A 20813-nucleotide genomic window follows, 5' to 3' on the forward strand; every position below is an offset into this window, starting at 1 on the left:
ACCACTAATAGTTGGAATACCTAGCTTAAAAAGCGTGCTCCTAATTTCACTTTTGTTTTTTACAATATTCTACTATTTCCTTCATAAAACTATAAGCATTAATATCTTTTGGCAATTTCTTTTTAAACAAATTTAAATAACTATATAATAAATCTTTATCAATGGTTGTTTGTGTTAAGGTATTTCCATCACCTACTAAAAAAAAAGCATCATTTATCTCTTCATTATTAATATGAAATAAACCACTTATTAAATTTTTATTTACTTTTTTTAACCTTTTATTTTCTCTCCTTAAATGTGCCAACTCTTTAACAGAGACAACCTCTTCAGAATCATCTGCATTAGTTAATAGCGAACTTGTATTTAAACGCTTTACAGCACGTTCATAAATAGAATTGTAAGTCTCCAACGACAAAGTAGCTTTACTTATTTTAAATCCTTTTTGTTCCTTCTTTTTTATTAGTAAGTCTGTAAGAAATATTTTTGACATTTTTTCACATTTCAAATTTCCTTTTATTATTGAATCAACAATCTCATCCACAGACTGTTCGATCTTTTTATAATTTTGCATAACTAATTTTTTACGAATTTCTAGAGCTTTTTTACGAACCTCTTCCATTTTTTTGAGTTTCAATCCACTTTCTTCTTCAATCCATTTCTGAAGATTAGACTTATAGTACTCTTTTTTTGACAATGTATTAACAGCTATTTGCTTGTTCGAATCATTTGGAAATAAGTCTCTTGTTGTATCCGATATCATTTTATTAGAAATATTCAGAATTCCTTTTCCATCTAAATGGCGAATGGCAGCCCTAATCCCTTCTTCTTTTTCTCTCCGAAGTAAATCATTTTTATTATTCATTTAAACACCACCCTGTTTATTTTTGAGCGATATAATAAAAGATTAATATCTTCAAATTCCCCATTCTTTTTTAATCCCTTAATATGTTTTATAATTTCTTTATCTAAATCACTCTGTCTATGCTTGAGCATTAGATGATAAGTAAATTTATCTGCCCGAGCTTCTTCCATACCAAAACCCGTTTTATTCGAAATAAGTGTTATCCCTTTAGCTGCTTCAATACTTTCAAAACGACTCACAAGGCTTAATAGAGCATTTTCCAAAATCACTTTACCTCTTTTGGATATCATGCTCCGTTTAAATCTATTGATATTATTGATTTGATAATCAATCGCTTTTATTTGCTCTACTAATATCCTAGATATATTGTCTATCTTTTCCTCACTATACTGTCCAGCTCTAAAATCCTTACACCCTAAACACGAAATACCAGTTGCTGAACAAGAAATAATTACTTCACAAGCTGTATTTTTATCAATATAGGCCTCTGCATCTCTTATCTCTATCCGATCATGCCTTTTTTCAAACTCACTTAAGTATTCATCAATATCTTTTAAGAGGACATACTCTTTTCTATTAACTTCCTTATCAATCACTTGATAATTAGAAGTAACTAATTCATTTTTTGCCCCATAATGACTATGTTCTTCCATCATTTTTGCTACTTTGAACATCATTGCTGTCGATTTTTGATACTCGTCCTGACTATTTATATTCCTATGTCCTATATAATCTTGAATTTCATATTTATTTAGACCACCATGTAATAATAACCAATTTATCTTTGCGTGTCTAAGATCATGTGTAACAAATAAAGCCTTTCTTTTTTTCAAATTCCTTTGTAAGTATGGCATTCCTTCATATAGCTCTCTATTCAAAATATCGTAATGGGAACCACACACTATCCCATTTTTTATTTGAATTTCTATTAGTCTGTTATAAACTGAAGTCTTATCGGTTTTCCCGTTCTTTCTATTAGGAAATAAAAATCTATCCTTCATCTCTAAACCATGATACATATTTTCAGCAGCTTCTATTGATTCCTTGATTATCTCAAAATGTATTAAATCAAACTCATAACGATTTTCTCCAATTTTTTCTCCCCTATGTAATTCAAATGCTCTATCATTATTCCCTTTTAAGGTTTTAATCAAAATATAAGGTTCCTTATAATCAAATGATCTTTTTACATCATCAAGCTTCAAATTACATATTTCTCCAACCCTTGCTCCAGTTAACATGATGAGCCAAATAAGACGTACATGTATAAAATGTATTTTTTCAGATTCTTTCATTTTCGAAAACCTATTTAATCTTGACTGAATAATTTCACTTCCTACTGAAGAAATTAAAGCTTTAATTCCAGTTTCCATAATTCCTGTATGATTTACATTTATGGGCTTTCTAGGTAATTTACTTGAAGAAAATAGAGAAATAATCTTTTGATTATCATACCCTTCAAACAACACATCATTATAGAACTTTAAAATATCTCTTATAGACTGAAATTTCCCATGCGCTTGAGAACTATTCACCAGTGCAAAAAAGTCTCTATGTTGAACATTTACCTCACTAATTTTTGTAATGTTGTGTTCAACACAAATCCTTGTAAGTTGAGACCAATGAGTGATTTTTACTTTTATTTTCTTAGAATCATATATTTTTTTAAATAGACACTCTTCTATAAATTTCGTACACACATCATAAAATTCCGTGTTAGTATAGCTCCCCATTTTATTATTAAAAAAAATCCTTACATCTTCCACTATATCAATAGGTTTATTAGCCCACCTTTTAGATAAATACTCTATAACGTTATCTTTTTCACTTATCAAGTTATGTTCCTTAAAAACCGGGTAAAACAGCTGTGTGAATTCATTAAATCGTTTCCCTAAATTTCTTGCTCGATTTGAATGAAGCCTGTAATAATAAAGTAGTTGTACAACGATAGTCTCCTCATCTAATGCATCCCACTTATAAAAGATTACAATAGATATAATAAACCATTTGTTTTTGTTTTCCTTAATATAATTAATATCAGGAAGTTCACTTGGCTTTAATAAGTCGTACAGATAGCATAATGCTTCAAACCTCCCCACCCCAATAAACCCTTCGGTATATATGTATTTTTCAATAAACTCTCTATTTATATCAATTCTATCGAAAATCATATTTAACAAAATATAATCCAAAAACAACTTCTTTTTTCCTTTTGAATACGAAGAAATAATAGTTTCACTTTCAACCGAAGTTAGTATTAATGGATTGATGAGTCCATCTTTGACCCATGACTCAAAACATAAATTAATATTTGGAACAAATGAACTAGACACAAACCCAAAATGTTTTCTTAGAATTTTATACTCTTCAATCGTTAGTAATCCAGCACAACGTTTACGTTTAGGAAGCTCTGATTTTACAAACTCCTTTTTTATGACTTTCCCCAATTTTCACACCTCCCCTTTTCTTTTCTTTGCAAGCATTTCCAATATTTGAGTTGGCGTGTAATTAAGTTCTTTTGTTAATCGTTCTGATAAAGAAGTAATTCTACTGCGTAAAGATTTTAAGTGGTCTATTGCTCGAATATCCCCAGAATGTAGTTTATAAATCCCTTGAATTGTTTCATTACATCTGAGAATTTCATCAATCATCATAGGAACATCTTTGTCTTGTAAAATATGATCCGCACAACTTACACACGTAATATTTTCTTTCAATTTAGGGCAACTAAAGTTAATACACATACCAAAATATGCTGCTCCCTCTGGAACAAGTCCTTTATTTCCATCTACATGTGGTAAATAATCTAAGATGTTTTTAAATGATTTATTACTAGATAATTTCTCTAAGATATCATCACCTATAATACCATAAGGTAAAGTAAGCACTTTAATCACTTTATCAATATTTGGATTAGTCAAGTCCACTTCCAAATCTCTTTTTATTTTTTCTTTTATCGAATGTGTATGCATTTTCGCATCTACATTCGAATATCGCATAACATCAGGTAAACTTTTCATAAAAATTAATTTACCTTCTGTTAATAAATCTAGTAGTGCAGACCAATTATATTCCTTTGTCATTAAATTACTTCTATGCCTCAGTAATCTCTTAACTACCATTTCTTTATATTCATAGTCGTCTCTATATTCAAAATCATAATAGCTCATACAAAAGAAAAAATACTCTGCACTTCTATGTCGTAAAGCATGAAATCTCTCTCCAGGTTGTCGAGATACATTAGCTTGTTTACAAATTTTATCTAGATGTCTCGTTAGGGTTTGTTCGCTAATATACGTTACTTTCTTATGCCTTGGATGTATATGTACAAACTGTAAAACATACTCAGCTTGTGACTTTATCTTTCCTTTTGTCCTATCTAAAATCGGCAGTGCTATTAGACTATATTGATATTCTCTTCGTATTTCCATACATTTCTCTATCATTTTAGCCGTTTCTTTTCCAATGGGTACGACACCAAACCTTTCAAATAACTTTGACCAGCCCAGCACACAAATGTGAACATCCTCTTCTTTTAAGTATGATAATGCACCATACGGGGCATTGATAACCTCACTAACCCGAACACCGCTATCTGCAATAACCCTTAGCATAGTTGTCATTTGTAATTCATTAAAATACTTGATAGTTCCTGGTTCTTCTTGAATGTTATAGTTATAAATAGCTCTTACTAATTGATCTACTTCAGCAATATCATGTTTCAATGTACCCTTTCTTATTTCTTCATTCATATCTCCTTGCTTTTTAATACTATATTCCATCACATTCAATGTTTGATCGGCAGTATTCACTGATCTATTTAGATTATTATTCCAACGATAAGTCTTGTTCTCTGATCTAATTTCATGATTTTGAAAAGGGAAGTTTACAATCAATTGTAAAAAAGCCCCCGTTTCAAATGTTGTTTTTAATTCTTGCAAAATCGTACAAAAATAGTTTACTCTTCTCCATGCTGTTTGTTTTTTTAGCCCCTTAACGGTTGCATATTCTAGATAACAATCAATCCATCTTTTTAAATTTCCAACTGTTAAGTATTCAATTTTTTTAAGATCTTTAGGCTTATGTTTCAATAATTCTTGAGCTTTTTGGTATGCATTTATTCCTCTTCGGTTCATAATCAAATAGTTTTTATACGATTTAAATACATATACTATTTCATCCTCTAATAGCAAAATTTCTTGATCATAAGAATTAATTCCTTGTAATCCCCCTTCAATCCCCAACTTTTGATAATATATATAATTCAAAGCTACTACGTCATTATTTTTTGATAGTTCAGAGTGTTTAATGCCCAACAACTTCCTTATATCAAGATCTTTAAACTCTATTTTCTCCCAATCATTTCTAATTTCACCTCCAGCATTTAGAAGGAGAACAATGACAAAATAATATAAATTATTCGTACGTTTTAATAACGTAAATTTCTTTTTCTCATTAATTAAAGATATTAGTTCTTTTTCAATTGAATCTGTATTTTTAGTGTAAGATAGTATAACTTTTACATAGCAATTGATATTTAAGCTATCTAATGTTTTTAAACTTTTCGTTTTATTAGTAGTTGTAGTGATAGAATTATAATAAAATTTTTTAAAAGTACCAATAGAAGTATTCATTTGAATTTTGATATTATGTTTTAAAGCTATACAAAATCCGATAGTATTAATACACATTGTCATGTGCGGTTTAAAATCATCCTTCCCCTTAATACTAGCTTCCACCATTTTCTTTGTTACTAGTAACGAATCTAAAACATGATCTAAACATTCTGTTATATATACAGCTATACGGTATTTATGAGTAGCATTTAATTTTATATAATCTGCCCCCTTATATTTTTCTATCTGATTTATTATTTCAATAACCTCTGCTCTGGAAATCAAATTATTTGAAACTCCCCACTGTATCTTTCTAATTGGCTTCAATATCTTTTTTCCTAACCAGTACAGTACAGTTATATTAGTATCACCTTCCATTTCCCCATTAGCTATCCAGCCATTTTGCCCTTGATATATCATAGGTGTATGGATTCTCAGTATTCTATAAAAAGTTTCTTTATTGACTCCCATTTCCGTAGCCATATCCAATATTTCCTTTTTATCTTTTATCAACTTATCTTTAATGTCCTTAAATAACATATTTTCACCTCTTTCCTATTCATCTTTCTTACTTTGTTCATAAAAAATTACTTCATTAATATTCTCTCGCATATAATTAAAAAGCTTAGTTTGAGCTTCCTTAATTACTTCACCATTTGAGAAAAAATATGTCGTTGCTGCTACAGTGGATGTAGGAACATGTCCAATTTCTCGTTTCATTAATGCATCATTATATATACAACTTTTTGTTTCTAATGTTATCCGAGCTGAAATATAGGTATGCCGAAAGGAATGTACACTCAATCCTTTCTTTTTGGCATGTTGCAAAACTCGATTGGGTATATATAAATCCCTTACTATTTTAGGCTCAATAGAACTACAAATCTTATCAAACCAATGAATTTCTACAGTTTGTGGTTCAATAGGATTACATTTATTATTTTTTAAATTTATAAAAAAATAATCTCTATTTATTTGATTATTAATGTGTTTTTCAAATAACAAATGTCTCTCTATTAAATATTGTCTTATTAAATTTCCTAACCAAGATCGATCAATTAATTTTCTAATTTTCTGAATTCTATAACTATAGATTGACGAATACTCTGGATCAAATATTGAGATTCCCTTACGCTTCTGTTCATAGTGGTAAACCATTATATCTTTTATAAATTCTGCTGGGGCTTTTTCTCTACTTTCTAAAATTAGCTCTTTTTCAAATGTTTTCTCTATATCTTCCTGTGTAATAAAGATGCTCTTACACTTAATATCTAATAAATCTGGAAGAGAAAAATAATCCTTTAATACTGTAATCCTTGGTGTCTTCGTCTTATTTTTTCTCCTAGCAGATTCATAAAGTGATCTTTTAGCAAAACGTAGTGTGAAATTAAGATATTTATTAAGGAGTATATCAATGTCTTCATCATTCTGCGGTTCATCAAACATATCTTCCCAATGAACTATAGTTTCTTCAGAGAATGGTTGATACTTATTTTTTCGGGGAATTGAAACTTTTACATTTTTAATTAGTAAATTAAGACATTCTGATACACGAGCACCAGATAACAATAAGAAAATAAAAAATAATTTTCTTTGTGAATGACTTTGTAACATATAGGATTCAAAAAATCTTTTTAATTCTGTTTCATAAAAAACTCTCTTTCTTCTCTGATTTACCATAGAATCTTCTACATCGGCTATCTTTTTTATTCTATGATTAACATCCCAAGTTACATATTCTTTTCTACTTCGAGGATTATACTCAATTGATCTTCGGGTGACCTCAGGGTTAATTATTTTATATCTATGCCACCATTCCTGTGTAGCACTTAGCCAATTTAAATATTCTAGTACATACTTTACAGTTGCTTCAATATATTTAATATTAAAACTCCATAATTGTTTGTCTTCTTTAAACTTTGTAATACGTGGGTTGTATAAGGCACTTACATTTCCTTTTTCTTCTGAATACAACCATTCATTGTACCACTCATTGTAAATTTGTTTTATTATTTTCTCATCATCAGTAATATAAGGATGAATAGGTAGAAATTCAATCTCAGAAGGATGAATACGTACCCGCTTAAACATCCTTTTGGGAATTACACTTAAATATTTTATAAATCCATTAAGTGCTGTATTAGTTAACTCCTTTTCTATATCTACACCGCATAATCTACAATAATTGTAATAGTGACATATAGCATCTGTCTCTTTTTTTAATTGTGTCTTACTTATCCCACCCTTCAATCTATACCTCAAATAATCTAGTGCTGGTTTAACTATATAATGATTAGGATGAAAAATAATCCACACCCCATTTTCATCTTCTTGAAATGTTTTATTTATCCCATGGCCGCTTTCTACATAATACATACCATTAACCTTCCTAGCACTCTTTCTTAAGTAATTAATCTCTTTCATGTCATACCTCTTCTCTTATCCTCCATTATTAATATCCAACTTCCACCAGATTAAGTTAGCGTAGAATTCATTCACATTACTATTCATAACATATAAAAAAACAATAATCAAAATAAATTTAATTTTCAAATAAATAAAGGCCTATCATTTTATCTATTCTGATAGATCCTAACTTAATAATAAGTGTCTAAGTTTTATTGTTATTTTTAAAATAGTGTATTAATCAAATGACCAATTGCCCATGTACAGTACGCTCCATTTGGAAATAACTCATTCGCTTCTACTTCTAAATATCCATCTTTCCGGCGATATTTAAACTGTGAAACAAGAGCCAAACCTTGATCTGGTTTCTCGGCAATAATTAATTTCATTTTATAACTCCCTATCTGTATTCCACTGTTACTTTCATTGTCTATCTGTTTAGAAGCGATGATAAAACAACAATCTTATTTATCATTCGCGGGTTGTCCCGAGTAATGGGATAACTATAATATTATACGCTTATTCTTTATTGCTTCACAATAGAAACTCATTATATAACACTTTCTTTCACATGTTCACACGTAAAAAAATCAAACGCCACCTTGCTTTCATTTATGAAATTGTGCAGATAATATGCAGATATAAATAAGCATAAGTACTCTCTATATGAACATATGATGAAGTGAATGATAGGACAGGGAGGTATCATGATGTTTGCTTATACATTAACTGCCTTAATGCTTTGCTGTATCTCAATTATTATTACATCATATATTTCGAAACGTAGTGGTACCCTAATGGAGTATATGGTATTTATTATGTCTTTTAGTATGAGTATCGGTTTAAGTATAGGTTTTTATTTAGGTATTCTATTTAAAGGAGAATTGCTATATTCTACTTTGCTTGCGATTTTAATTAGTGGTTGTATCGGCTTTTTAGTTGGTCTACGTTTTCATCTATATACTGCTTTAGAAGGAATGTTCTCTGGGGTAATGGCAAGTATGATGGGGGCAATGATTACAGAAATGCTAAATGCGCAACAAGCTCATAGTATACTGTTTATCAGCCTTTTATTTACTATAACGATTACTATGTCATTTATAATTCAAATTTTATCAGAAAGGTTTTCTACTGTGATCCACCGATGCTTTTTGTTATTGCTTTCAATTAGTGTTGTAATTATTGTTTCGGTATTCATAACATTCCCCGATTTTACTCCTTCAACTTCACACGAGTATAAACAACATATGCACTAACACTTAAAACAAAATTATTAAATCAGAAACCTTAGAAGAAGCGATACTTTTAGGTATGCAAGAGGATTTCTCTGTAACGAATGTATTAGCAGTTCTCTTATTTATTAGGGCTTTATTTCTTAAGAAACAATAACACTGTGATTATTAAATTAGAAAAAGGTAGCCAAAATCCTCTTCACAAAAAAACGTATGATTGTGTATAATAAGAACTAATGTTCCTTTCGGGGATTCACTAAACCTAAATTACACTTATATATCAAATAGAAGAGGATTGATATACCATGAAAATTGATAGACCAAAAATTTCACCAGAGTTATCTTCAAAAAATTTTCAAGATATTTTTTATGAAGAAGATCCTACACTAGAAATGTGTGAAATTATCGATTCCACTTTCGAAAATGAATCTGTGGATAGAGTACGATTATATGATGCCGTGATAAAGAATTGTAAGTTCACGAATACAGACTTTAGCAATATTGATATTACAGATGTTTGTTTTGAAAACTGTGATTTATCAAATGTTAATTTAAGCAATTCTTCTGTTCACAGAGTCGAATTTAAAAACAGTAAATTAATCGGGGTTAATTTTGCAGAATCTAGCTTAGGAAATGTTAAATTTGAGAATTCTATTTTGAACTTAGCTGCATTTGGAAATTCTAAACTAGAAAAGATTGTATTTAATGAAACTTCATTAAATAGTGCAGATTTTTTTGACTGTAAACTAAAAAAAGTTGAGTTCCAATTATGTAGCCTTGACGAAGCTAATTTTGACCAGACATCACTGAAGGGGATCGATATTAGTTCTTCTAATTTTAATACTCTGACAGTTTCAGTGAGCGATTTAAGGGGATGTAAAGTATCTACATATCAAGCTGTTCAGTTTGCGACTTTATTAGGATTAATAATTAAAGATTAGTATTTCGAAGATAAAAAGAACCCTATCCCGAATCATGGATTTTTTAATTGTCCACGATTCGAGATAAAGTTCAAATAAATTAGCGATGACTTTCTTATTATTTAACTACAGCTTGTTTTCCTTTGACATGTTCATTATTTACACTCATAAACGCTTCAATCTCTTCAACTTCTCTAATGATATCTTTTGACAAGTTTTCATGTCCGTCTTTCGTTACAAGAATATCATCTTCAATACGAATGCCAATTGATTCTTCTTCAATATAAAGACCAGGTTCAATTGTAATAACCATGCCTTCTTCTAATACTCTATCTTTGTATGTCCCTACATCATGCGTATCTAAACCAAGGAAATGGCTGACACCATGATAATAATATTTTGATAACTCTTCATCTTCTTGAATTAAACCAACCGCTTTACACCCTTCTGCAAGTACTTTTTTAGCATGCTCATTTAATGCAGCGAACTTTAAGCCTGGCTTAATAATCTCTGTTGTTTCTTTTAATGCTTTTAATACAATATTATAAATTTGTTTTTGGCGACTAGAGAATGTTCCATTTGCCGGGAATGTATAACTAATATCAGCGTTATAGTAGTCTTTTTGAGCGCCTAAATCTAGTAATACTAAATCACCATTTTGAATTTGCGCATCATTATCTTCATAATGAAGAACTGTAGCATTTTTCCCACTTGCCAAAATTGTATTGAACGCATGATGCTTAATGCCAGATGACTTCAGTGTGAAATCAAACTGAGCTTCTAATTCATATTCCATTATGTCTGTTTTTGCATGCTTAAGTACATTGTAAATACCGTCTTTCGTTACAGCAATCGCTTCTTTCATAATTTCAATTTCTTCTTCTGTTTTAAACACTCGCAATTCACAAATATTCGGATATACATTACCAATTGTTACGTGTGGATATTGTTCTCTTACATGTTTAGCAAATGCTAGCGTTTTTGTCTCTGTACCATTCCACTCACGACGCTCTAAATCTAAATATAGATGCTTCACATTTTCTGTGAAGAGTATATTTGACATTGTCTTCTCAAAACTATCTAAATATACAACTTTCTTTATACCAGAAATTTTCTCTGCTTCTTCTTTAGAAACTGTTTTACCGACCCATTTTTCCATTACTGGATCTGATTTTTCAATGAAAAGTGTCTCTTCTACACAATTCCCAAACTTTTTCAGCATAAAAATAACATTTGGTTCATCGATTCCTGTTACATAATAAAAATTCCGATTCGGCACAAACTTATAATGTGCATCCGCTGACATATGAGGTGCTTGACCAGCAAATAAAATTGTAATCGATTCATCTGGTAATGTGTTTACTAATCGTTCTCTATTTTGAGCAAAAAATGTTGATTTCATAATAATCCCCCTAGCGTTCTATGTATGATTAAAAAATAATTATCTAATCAATTCATTTTATTATTGTTACAATTTTTCGTCAATTTTTAACCTTTTTTGATGGTGTTGACATAATTAAAATTACACGTTACAATAACTATACATTAGTAAGCAACTAATGTAATTAAATTAAACTAGAGGTGAAACAAATGAAAAACATTTTATTCCGTATTAACGAATTATCAAAAAAAGAAAAAGCAACTGGATTAACAGTTGATGAAAAACAAGAACAACAAATGCTACGTCAAAACTATACACAAACATTTCGTGGAAGCTTAGATTCCATTTTATTAAACACAAAAATTGTTGATCAAAATGGTCTTAACGTGACACCAGCCGCATTACAAGATGCTCAAATACGTTTAAAATTAAGCAAATGAGTTCCGCGCAAAAGAATTTCAATAAAACATAAAAAGAGCTGGATTTCCTATTTAGAAATTCCAGCTCTTTTTATTGTTTTTTCTAATTTAGCATACGAGCGATACATAGCAATTCTCCACGATACAATCATTGCAAAAGCGAGTAAAAAAAACATTCCACTTAACTCTGCTAAGTCAATCGATTGACTTAAATACGATTTCATTACTACTCGCACTGCTAATAATCCAACTAAAATAAATATAAATGCTTTTGACGGTTTCATATATATTTGTTCATTTCTTATTTCAAACTTCGTTGTTTTAATAAGGAATATAGAGAAAATAAGTCCTACAGTAATTGCTTCTACTATTTCTAATGACGTTAACCGAAACGCTGGTAAGAAGTACATCATAGCACCAGTACTCATAAAAAATGGGGGCAATATAATTTTCTTTTTCGTTACCGGTTTTTTCGCTGCTTTAAAGCGAAGAAACATGACACCAACAGCCATACAGACTGCTACAATACTTGATAAAAGTGCTATCATACTTTCCACTCCTATCTATTTAAATGACTTTTTGAGCAAAATCATAAATTAATAAGTAACTACAAGCACCATTATAGAATTTCTTCATTATATCCCTCCTGCTGTAAACTTTCCATATTCGCTGCAATCATTTTACGCAAAGTTTATGAACGGAATATGAACAAAATATTACATTCAATTTTCAAACAAAAAAGCCATTTTGCAATTAATATTGCAAAATGGCTTTTAACTTATTTTAAATCGTCATTTGTAAAAGCACCTGGAAGTAATTGCTCAACAGTCACTTCTTTTTCATCGCCTTTTACATTCGTTAGTAATACAGGCATTTTCGGATCACAGAATTCAGCAATTACTTGTCTACAAGCACCACACGGTGAAATCGGTCCGTCCGTTTCTCCTGTAATAACTAAGTAACTAAAGTCGCGCTCACCTTCTGATACTGCTTTAAAGATTGCTGTTCTTTCTGCACAGTTACATAAACCATAAGAAGCATTTTCTATATTACAACCAGTATAGATTTTACCTTCTTTCGTAACTAATGCTGCCCCAACAGGAAATTTTGAATACGGAATATATGCTTTCGACAACATCTTATTTGCTTCTTCAATATATTTTTTCTTATCCATATTATTTCCCCCTCAAAGTAAGTGTAATTATGATTAGTCAGTAATAACTGTATGAACTAATTTAGGAGCGACTGCTGTTTCAGCGATAGAAATGTTCTCATAAATTTTAGCTTTTACATCTTCTACATTTTCGCGATTTGCATAAATCGTTACGAATGGCTCGCCTTCTTTTACTGCATCGCCCACTTTTTTACGTAACATTAATCCTACTGCTAAATCGATTTCATCTTCTTTTGTTGCACGACCAGCACCAAGTAGCATAGCTGCGATACCAATTTCATCAGCAACGATGTTAGAAATAACACCTGAAGTTTTAGCAGGTACATCAATTACATATTTCGCTTGTGGCATTTTTTCTGGATTGTCTACAATCGAGCTATCTCCGCCTTGATTGCTTAAGAATTCTTTAAACTTCTCAGTTGCTTTTCCGTTCTTCATCACTTCAATTAACATTTCACGCGCTTCTTCTAATGTATTAGCTTTTTTCGCAAGTACAACCATCTGACTTCCTAATACGAGTACTAATTCTGTTAAATCTTCTGGACCTTCACCTTTTAATGTATCAATTGCTTCTTTCACTTCTAGTGCATTACCAATCGCAAATCCAAGCGGTTGTGACATGTCTGAAATAACAGCCATAGTTTGACGTCCTACATTATTTCCGATACGTACCATTGCATGTGCTAATTCTTTTGCATCTTCTTCTGTTTTCATAAACGCGCCAGCACCTGTTTTTACATCAAGTACGATTGCGTCAGCTCCAGCTGCAATTTTTTTACTCATAATTGAACTTGCAATTAGAGGAATTGAGTTAACAGTTCCTGTTACATCACGTAATGCATAAATCTTTTTATCTGCAGGTGTTAAGTTTCCTGTTTGTCCGATAACAGCTACTTTGTCACGGTTTACAATATCAATGAACTGCTCTTTCGTAATTTCAACGTGGAATCCTTCTACTGCTTCTAATTTATCAATTGTTCCGCCCGTATGTCCTAAACCACGACCAGACATTTTTGCTACTGGTACATCTAAAGCAGCTACTAATGGCCCTAATACTAATGTTGTTGTATCACCAACACCACCAGTTGAATGTTTGTCTACTTTAATTCCTTCAATTGCAGATAAGTCGATTGTTTCTCCAGACTTCACCATTGCCATCGTTAAATCTGCACGTTCGCGATCTGTCATATCTTTAAAGAAGATTGCCATTGCAAGTGCACTTACTTGATAATCAGGTATACTTCCGTCTGTATAACCATTAATAAAGAATTTGATTTCTTCAGTTGTTAATTCTTTGCCGTCACGTTTTTTCGCAATAATATCTACCATTCTCATTACAATCACCATTCCTTTTTATATGATATGAATCTATTAAAATAATAAGCCTACGATTGTTGCTGATAAGAAGCTTACTAATGTTGCACCGAAAAGTAATTTCAAACCAAATCTTGCGACTACATTCCCTTGCTTTTCATTTAAGCTCTTAACTGCCCCTGCAATAATTCCAATTGAAGAGAAGTTTGCAAATGAAACTAAGAATACAGATATAATCGCTGTCGTTCTATCTGAGAAATTAAAGTTTCCTTGTGCTAAATCTGTCATAGCGACAAATTCATTTGATACTAATTTTGTTGCCATAATATTTCCGGCATTAACTGCTTCATGCCAAGGTACACCCATAATAAATGCAAATGGTGCAAATGCATAACCGAGAATTTCTTGGAATGAAATACCGATTACACCTTTAAATACTGCATTAATGAATGCGATAAGAGCAACGAAACCAATTAACATAGCTGCTACTGTAATCGCAACTTTAAATCCATCAATAATGTATTCCCCTAATACTTCAAAGAAAGTCTTTTTTTCTTCTTCTTGTACTTCTAACATATCTTCTTCATCAGTAACTTCATAAGGATTAATAATAGAAGCAATAATAAAGCCCCCGAATAAGTTAAGCACTAAAGCGGTTACAACATATTGCGGTTTTAATAACACCATATACGATCCAACGATAGACATGGAAACGGTAGACATTGCAGATGCACATAATGTGTACATTCTTTTCTCTGGCAATAATCCTAATTGTTTCTTAACTGAAATAAACACTTCAGATTGTCCTAAAATCGCAGAAGCAACAGCGTTATATGATTCTAGTTTCCCCATTCCATTTACTTTACTTAATGCTAGACCGATAGATTTCACAATAATAGGTAACACTTTAATATGTTGCAAAATACCGATTAAAGCTGATATAAATACGATTGGCATTAATACACTTAAAAAGAATGAAAACTCTTTTTGATTTACTAATCCACCAAATACGAAATTTACACCGTCAGCGGCATATTTTAATAGCTCTCCAAAACCATCTGCTATTCCGCTAATTAATATATTCCCTACACTTGTATTTAATAATAGAAACCCCAAAATGAATTGTAATATAACCATCGTTATGATTGGACGATATTTGACTTTCTTTCTATCATTACTAGCAAGCCAAGCGATACCTAAAATCAATACGAGGCCAAAAACACCGATTAAGTATTTCATAAGCCGTCTCCTCCCGTGTTCGTATCCGCTTACATTTCTTTCAATTGTTAAAGCAATAGATACACTTTACTTTGTGTATCTATTGCCCTTGACTTCACTAATGATTAGTAGTTATCTGTAGCACCTTTTGCATCATTTAATACGATTGCAACACTAGCACTTGCTCCAATACGAGAAGCTCCAGCAGCTACCATTTTGTCTGCATCTTCACGTGTACGAACACCACCAGATGCTTTTACACCAACGTTTGGTCCTACTGTTTTACGCATTAATGCGATATCTTCAGCAGTTGCTCCGCCAGTTGAGAATCCAGTTGAAGTTTTTACGAAGTCAGCACCAGCTTTTACTGATAATTCACAAGCGCGTACTTTCTCTTCATCTGTTAATAGACAAGTTTCAATGATTACTTTTACAAGAGCTTTTCCTTTTGCTGCTTGTACTACTTCATAAATGTCTTTTTCAACAAGTTCGTCGTCGCCATCTTTTAAAGCGCCTACGTTGATTACCATGTCAACTTCAGTTGCACCTTTTGCGATAGCATCTTTTGTTTCAAATGCTTTTGTTTCAGTCGTGCTTGCTCCTAATGGGAAACCGATTACAGTACAAACATCTACATCATGTCCAGCTAGTTCTTCAGCAGCTAGCTTTACCCATGTTGGGTTAATACAAACAGAAGCGAATTTATATTCCTTTGCTTCTTCGATTACTTTCATAACATCTTCTTTTGTAGCATTAGCTTTTAAAATTGTATGGTCAATTAACTTTGCAATATTCATTATCTTCACTCCTCATATCTTTTAACAACTTCATTCTAACTCTTAGTTGAACAAATGTAAATATACTTTTGAAATTTTGTTCATTCTTTTTAAAAAGGAATTTCCTTCTAGTAAATAAAGCGCATTCTAACTAAGAAATACTTCATATATAAATTCAAATTTTTTATATTAACAATGGTAGTATGTATCTCAATATCCATAATTATTTTAAAAAAGGCAATTTGTATTCAAAAATAATCCCATAATTCATACATAACAAAATAAAAGGCTTTCTCAAGATTAATATCTTGAGAAAGCCTTTTATTTCTAATCTTCTTTTTGATAATGTAACAATTCTTTCGCCGTATGCTGATCGATAATTAATACATTTGCATATCCGCCACGTAACGCACCATCAATTGCTTTTATTTTTCTATTACCACCTGCAACTAAAATAGAGCGTTTCTTTAATTTTAGTTCTTCTAACTCAATTCCGATGGTTCGCTTATTAATTTCTTCACTACTAATATTTCCGTCTCCATCAAAGAAACGTGAACAAATGTCACCGACCGATTGTTTTTTGAGTAAACTCGTTTCATCCTTATCGAAATAACCTAATCGGAATAATAGCGCTTCGTCTCGCACTGTTCCTACAGTGAAAATTGCAATATTCGCTTGTTTCCCCATTTCGATAATGTGATGAATATGTCGATCCTGCTCTACTAATTCTTTTGTCACTGCATTATCAAATATAACTGGAAGAGGTAGATTTCTTGGCGTCGTTTGAAAAGCATCTGCAAATAATGCAATGGTTTCATTTGCATATGTATTTACACTCGAATGGCTAATACCACCTTTTAGCTGGACAACTTCTACACCTTTTACATGTTGTGGTACGATTTTTCTAGCGATTTCATACATCGTCATTCCCCAGCTTACACCAACGATATCACCGTTTTTAACCGTCTTTTCCATATACTCAGCTGCATATTTACTTATATACTCTGTAATCGTTGCATATTCTGGCACTGGGGAAAATACAACATGTGCTTCTAACAAGTTATATTTTTCTTTCAGTAAATTGCCGACATTATCTAAATCAGCGAATGGATCGGCTATACTAATTTGAACAAATCCTTTTTCTTTCGCGTACTTTAATAGTCTAGAAATTGTCGGTCTTGAAATATTTAATTTGTTAGCAATTTCTTGCTGACTATAATCTGATTGATAATATAATCTTGCAACTTCAACACTTAATTGTTGTTTATCTTTATCCATAGTAACTCATTACATATCCTTTCCTGTATTTCCTTTTCGTTACAAGCATTATACAGCTTTATGCAAGAAATTTCGACTATCGAATTTTATCTAACTGAACTTCAACTACACTTACTTTATGAAATGAAACATTATCGTGTAGATTTATTAACTCAATATAGTTACGCGTGAAACATGTAAATCGATTATCATTTAATTCACGCATTTTCTGCAATAACGATAATAAGCCCATTCAAAAATGTACGATAGAATCAAGTTATTTAACATAGAAAAGTTGTATATGAGGCCTAGGATATCAAAGACTGTTTTTCTCATACTTACGGAATTTCCGTTCGTTTTTCTGTAAGAGATTGAACGAATAAAGCAATAATTTTATTATATAAAATACAAAAGTTCTACTGAACAAAGAATATAAATTATGTATCCATAGAGATGCAATCCCACTCTTCATTTTTATAATTGATTAGCCAAAACAAGCCCCTTCTTCTTTCAATAACAATACTTTCCTGCATACCTGCAGTTGATTCTCTCGCATTCATTCTATCATGTACACAAGCCCAATGAAGCCGATAAACGAGGTCAGCCTCGTCCAAAATCTCTTCTGCATTTCGCAATTTTGTTTTTCCGAAAAATTCGTTAAAAGAACTGCAATCAGAAACCAGTTTAATTGCATAATGACAGTCACAGATTTCTTTTGGAAATTCCAGTGTATTCACGAGACCTATTGACCAAAGCAAAACCCATTGAGCTTCATACTGCCATGCAATCTGTATCGCTTCTTTCTCTTCAGGTTGCTCTGAATTTAGAAAATTCCTTTCCTGCATCGTTAATGATTCAACCACATCAAATTGATTCAGCAGCTCCATGACGAACTCTTTGGAAGTTTTCAAATCACCTTCTTGAGCAACATCACAAGCATATTGTATAACAATCAGCAAAGCTACTGCTCTCTTCGCAATCTCTTCTCGACTTCTTAACTGAATGCTTGTCAAAGGAGGCAATTGAGGCAATCCTTCGATATATGGAATCCCTTTATCTTGCAGGTAGCTTATAGATTTCTGTTTTCTTTTCTCCCCATCGGTAGAAGCACTACTCTGTCCCCTTACTTTGTTCGTACATGCTTGAGGAGTAAATTCTGAAGGACCAGAGGATCCATCCGGAAATACGATTACTTTTCCATCCTTCCCGATTAGAGTTCGATCAGGGATAAAACCAATACCATTCACCTCATTAAGTAATTTAAGAAACAGCTCCACGTATTCATCACTATAATCCTTCTTCGTCTCTATAGCGATTATGGTATTAATTACAGAAATCTGTGCCAAAACCATCTTCTTAAGATGTTCTTCTTGAAATTCGATTTGATTGTACATGTGCATCATTCCAGGAATATTATTGGAAAAATAATTAGGAGATGATTCTTCAGAATCCACCCGAATAATAATTTTATTTTTGCCAAATAGCCTTTTCGATTGAATCGTATATTCATTTTTATTGCGTTCAACCTTGAAACCATTTTGAAAAACTTGAGTAATGAAGCCTTCTATATCACTTGTATCATTCCTTGATGCAAATATCGTAAAAAATCTCAATTTTCCCCCTCCTATAATTCTTATATTCTTCTTAGCTATTAAATTTTAAAAATAAAAGAACATAAACTATTTAATATATTAAACAGCCTTTTATTGTGGCTTATTCTTCAACTAAGATCCGTTTGATTGTCTTAGTTATCCATATAAATAATTATACTACCCAGTTAGGAGCGCCGCCATATGCTATCGATTTAACGGTTTTATAACACCCAAAACGAAAAAACATTTTTTATTACAACTATTATAATTATGAAGAAGCTCACTTAAATTTACGGGGACGTCAGTAAAATAACAAATAACAAAACAATCAAACTTTTTTATAAAATCTTTACACCACTTTTCAAGAAAGAACTCCATTTTAATCACTTCTTTTTCAAAATAGAGTCTTTGTGTTTTTCATAAAATCAAGATACATACAATATTTCGAATCAAAATTAAAGTCAAATAGTTAACTTTTTTTCCTGCATAACAGTATCTTTATTCACTATTTTCAAATAGAAATGCGATACTGTTGTAATGTAGTATGGATAGATCCAAAGAAACGGGATACCAAATGTGAAAAATCCGATGATAACACCTAAAATAAACCATCCGATAAAACTTAACGATAGTAGGAATAAATCTAATTTATGTCCTTTCATCAGTACTTGACTCTTTTTAATTGCTTCACTCGCCGTATATTCTGGATGATCTAACAAAATATAATAAGCCATAGAATAAGAGATAAACTTTATAATACCCGGTACAATTAATAATACACTCCATAAAAGTGTGTATACAGTCATTAAAGTAGTCACCTTTATAGATCTAAACACATTACTTTTTCGAAATCCTTCAAATAACTCACCAATTGTTGTAGATTCGTGTTTCGCTAAACGCAATGTAACTTTAAGATACCCATAATTCATAATGCCTTGCACACTTACTAAACAGATAAATAGAACAACAAAAACAAGTAAATAAGAAAAAGCGCCTGCTGCATTTAACTTTTCGTCTCCTGTAATGGAATAACTAGCATTCATTATTTCACTTAATAAGATACCAAGAAACAAAAGGGGAAATCCTATAATTAACATACAAATTCTAGAAATAATATGATAAAGAAACGATGACAATACCGCCAATCCCCATTTGTCTTTTAATGAAGATACGGCCGCTTTTTTTAAGCCACTAATCATTTTAATCCTACCTTCCATTTTTTCTTTTATGTGAACTACTTTTACATAAGGGATAACGGAATATTTTAACAATATTCACATTATATACAACCCTATTGATATCCAAATGAATAGTGTAACTATTTCAAAAGTGTTATTTTTAAGTAAGTATCAAATTCAGTACTTCTAATGTTTTTCTAACACTACTTGACTAATTTTTGTGTATTTATTTTCAATCTATTAATCATGTAATTTATTTAAAAACACAGTGAATATACTCGCTACATAAAATCCATTACCAAACTGAAATCATTCTATAATGGCTTTAATTAAGTTCGAAATGATCAAAAACACTCTGAATTAGGTATTTAGAAAGTTTCTTCAAAGTCAGGGTGTCTATGCTTGGGTATTCCGATTACTTGTTCTCCACTGCTAATATGATGAATAAAGCGAAACTGTAATGAGTGG

16 protein-coding genes and 1 pseudogene are annotated in these 20813 nt (G+C 31.3%); 3 read left to right on the forward strand and 14 right to left on the reverse strand.

The annotated features are described in order from the left end of the window. Positions 1–46: 46 nt before the first annotated feature. The 5 genes and pseudogenes from BAQ46_RS19900 to BAQ46_RS30155 all read right to left on the reverse strand — a co-directional run. Positions 47–862, reverse strand: coding sequence for a hypothetical protein (locus BAQ46_RS19900; protein ID WP_071742563.1), 816 nt, complete (start codon positions 860–862; stop codon positions 47–49). Next, positions 859–3309, reverse strand: a complete 2451-nt coding sequence (locus BAQ46_RS19905; RefSeq protein WP_071742565.1) for a tyrosine-type recombinase/integrase — start codon at positions 3307–3309, stop codon at positions 859–861. The genes BAQ46_RS19900 and BAQ46_RS19905 overlap by 4 nt, the downstream gene beginning before the upstream one ends. A 3-nt stretch (positions 3310–3312) precedes the next feature. Then, positions 3313–6018 carry a site-specific integrase gene (locus BAQ46_RS19910; RefSeq protein ID WP_071742566.1) on the reverse strand — a complete coding sequence of 902 codons (2706 nt, stop codon included), beginning with the start codon at positions 6016–6018 and terminating at the stop codon, positions 3313–3315. 15 nt (positions 6019–6033) lie between these two features. Continuing rightward, the gene (locus BAQ46_RS19915; protein WP_071742568.1) at positions 6034–7902 is read right to left on the reverse strand and encodes a hypothetical protein; all 1869 of its coding nucleotides are present in this window, start codon (positions 7900–7902) and stop codon (positions 6034–6036) included. A 224-nt stretch (positions 7903–8126) separates the two neighbouring features. Beyond that, a pseudogene (locus BAQ46_RS30155) lies at positions 8127–8273 on the reverse strand (DNA topoisomerase); the annotation flags it as partial. Between the two features lie 321 nt (positions 8274–8594). Here BAQ46_RS30155 and BAQ46_RS19920 point away from each other — a divergent pair. Further along, a complete protein-coding gene (locus BAQ46_RS19920; protein WP_000458505.1) occupies positions 8595–9140 on the forward strand; it encodes a hypothetical protein in 546 nt (181 codons plus the stop codon). Between the two features lie 281 nt (positions 9141–9421). After that, a complete protein-coding gene (locus BAQ46_RS19925; RefSeq protein WP_000687263.1) occupies positions 9422–10057 on the forward strand; it encodes a pentapeptide repeat-containing protein in 636 nt (211 codons plus the stop codon). 97 nt (positions 10058–10154) lie between these two features. Here the strand turns inward: BAQ46_RS19925 and BAQ46_RS19930 are convergent, their stop codons facing one another. Continuing rightward, on the reverse strand, positions 10155–11438 hold the full coding sequence (locus BAQ46_RS19930) for an aminopeptidase P family protein (protein WP_071742570.1): 1284 nt from the start codon (positions 11436–11438) through the stop codon (positions 10155–10157). 188 nt (positions 11439–11626) lie between these two features. On the opposite strand from BAQ46_RS19930, the gene BAQ46_RS19935 reads away from it, so the two are divergent. Further along, the gene (locus BAQ46_RS19935; protein ID WP_000789783.1) at positions 11627–11857 is read left to right on the forward strand and encodes a DUF896 domain-containing protein; all 231 of its coding nucleotides are present in this window, start codon (positions 11627–11629) and stop codon (positions 11855–11857) included. A 47-nt stretch (positions 11858–11904) separates the two neighbouring features. On the opposite strand, the gene BAQ46_RS19940 is transcribed toward BAQ46_RS19935, so the two are convergent. From BAQ46_RS19940 to BAQ46_RS19975, 8 genes are all read right to left on the reverse strand, one after another. Next, a complete protein-coding gene (locus tag BAQ46_RS19940; RefSeq protein WP_000561052.1) occupies positions 11905–12384 on the reverse strand; it encodes a CcdC family protein in 480 nt (159 codons plus the stop codon). Positions 12385–12614: 230 nt separating this feature from the next. Next, entirely contained in the window at positions 12615–13010 is a 396-nt protein-coding gene (locus BAQ46_RS19945) for a cytidine deaminase (protein WP_000358536.1), read from the reverse strand. A 33-nt stretch (positions 13011–13043) separates the two neighbouring features. Continuing rightward, on the reverse strand, positions 13044–14345 hold the full coding sequence (locus BAQ46_RS19950) for a pyrimidine-nucleoside phosphorylase (protein WP_071742572.1): 1302 nt from the start codon (positions 14343–14345) through the stop codon (positions 13044–13046). Positions 14346–14381: 36 nt separating this feature from the next. Beyond that, positions 14382–15563 carry a NupC/NupG family nucleoside CNT transporter gene (locus BAQ46_RS19955; RefSeq protein ID WP_000876184.1) on the reverse strand — a complete coding sequence of 394 codons (1182 nt, stop codon included), beginning with the start codon at positions 15561–15563 and terminating at the stop codon, positions 14382–14384. A 104-nt stretch (positions 15564–15667) separates the two neighbouring features. After that, on the reverse strand, positions 15668–16339 hold the full coding sequence (deoC, locus tag BAQ46_RS19960) for a deoxyribose-phosphate aldolase (protein ID WP_001017431.1): 672 nt from the start codon (positions 16337–16339) through the stop codon (positions 15668–15670). 306 nt (positions 16340–16645) lie between these two features. After that, the gene (gene deoR / locus BAQ46_RS19965; protein WP_000356563.1) at positions 16646–17596 is read right to left on the reverse strand and encodes a DNA-binding transcriptional repressor DeoR; all 951 of its coding nucleotides are present in this window, start codon (positions 17594–17596) and stop codon (positions 16646–16648) included. Positions 17597–18012: 416 nt separating this feature from the next. Continuing rightward, the gene (locus BAQ46_RS19970; protein WP_061131154.1) at positions 18013–19188 is read right to left on the reverse strand and encodes a DUF4272 domain-containing protein; all 1176 of its coding nucleotides are present in this window, start codon (positions 19186–19188) and stop codon (positions 18013–18015) included. Between the two features lie 440 nt (positions 19189–19628). Continuing rightward, positions 19629–20366 carry a DUF975 family protein gene (locus tag BAQ46_RS19975; protein WP_002194960.1) on the reverse strand — a complete coding sequence of 246 codons (738 nt, stop codon included), beginning with the start codon at positions 20364–20366 and terminating at the stop codon, positions 19629–19631. Positions 20367–20813 lie beyond the last annotated feature (447 nt).

The sequence above is a fragment of the Bacillus paranthracis genome, from assembly GCF_001883995.1.
In the GTDB taxonomy this organism is placed as follows: domain Bacteria; phylum Bacillota; class Bacilli; order Bacillales; family Bacillaceae_G; genus Bacillus_A; species Bacillus_A paranthracis.

Coding starts and splice junctions, on each gene's coding strand:
- BAQ46_RS19900 (WP_071742563.1), bottom strand. CDS start 862: ATGAATAATAAAAATGATTTACTTCGGAGAGAAAAAGAAGAAGGGATT.
- BAQ46_RS19910 (WP_071742566.1), bottom strand. CDS start 6,018: ATGTTATTTAAGGACATTAAAGATAAGTTGATAAAAGATAAAAAGGAA.
- BAQ46_RS19915 (WP_071742568.1), bottom strand. CDS start 7,902: ATGAAAGAGATTAATTACTTAAGAAAGAGTGCTAGGAAGGTTAATGGT.
- BAQ46_RS19920 (WP_000458505.1), top strand. CDS start 8,595: ATGTTTGCTTATACATTAACTGCCTTAATGCTTTGCTGTATCTCAATT.
- BAQ46_RS19925 (WP_000687263.1), top strand. CDS start 9,422: ATGAAAATTGATAGACCAAAAATTTCACCAGAGTTATCTTCAAAAAAT.
- BAQ46_RS19930 (WP_071742570.1), bottom strand. CDS start 11,438: ATGAAATCAACATTTTTTGCTCAAAATAGAGAACGATTAGTAAACACA.
- BAQ46_RS19935 (WP_000789783.1), top strand. CDS start 11,627: ATGAAAAACATTTTATTCCGTATTAACGAATTATCAAAAAAAGAAAAA.
- BAQ46_RS19940 (WP_000561052.1), bottom strand. CDS start 12,384: ATGATAGCACTTTTATCAAGTATTGTAGCAGTCTGTATGGCTGTTGGT.
- BAQ46_RS19945 (WP_000358536.1), bottom strand. CDS start 13,010: ATGGATAAGAAAAAATATATTGAAGAAGCAAATAAGATGTTGTCGAAA.
- BAQ46_RS19950 (WP_071742572.1), bottom strand. CDS start 14,345: ATGAGAATGGTAGATATTATTGCGAAAAAACGTGACGGCAAAGAATTA.
- BAQ46_RS19955 (WP_000876184.1), bottom strand. CDS start 15,563: ATGAAATACTTAATCGGTGTTTTTGGCCTCGTATTGATTTTAGGTATC.
- deoC (WP_001017431.1), bottom strand. CDS start 16,339: ATGAATATTGCAAAGTTAATTGACCATACAATTTTAAAAGCTAATGCT.
- deoR (WP_000356563.1), bottom strand. CDS start 17,596: ATGGATAAAGATAAACAACAATTAAGTGTTGAAGTTGCAAGATTATAT.
- BAQ46_RS19975 (WP_002194960.1), bottom strand. CDS start 20,366: ATGATTAGTGGCTTAAAAAAAGCGGCCGTATCTTCATTAAAAGACAAA.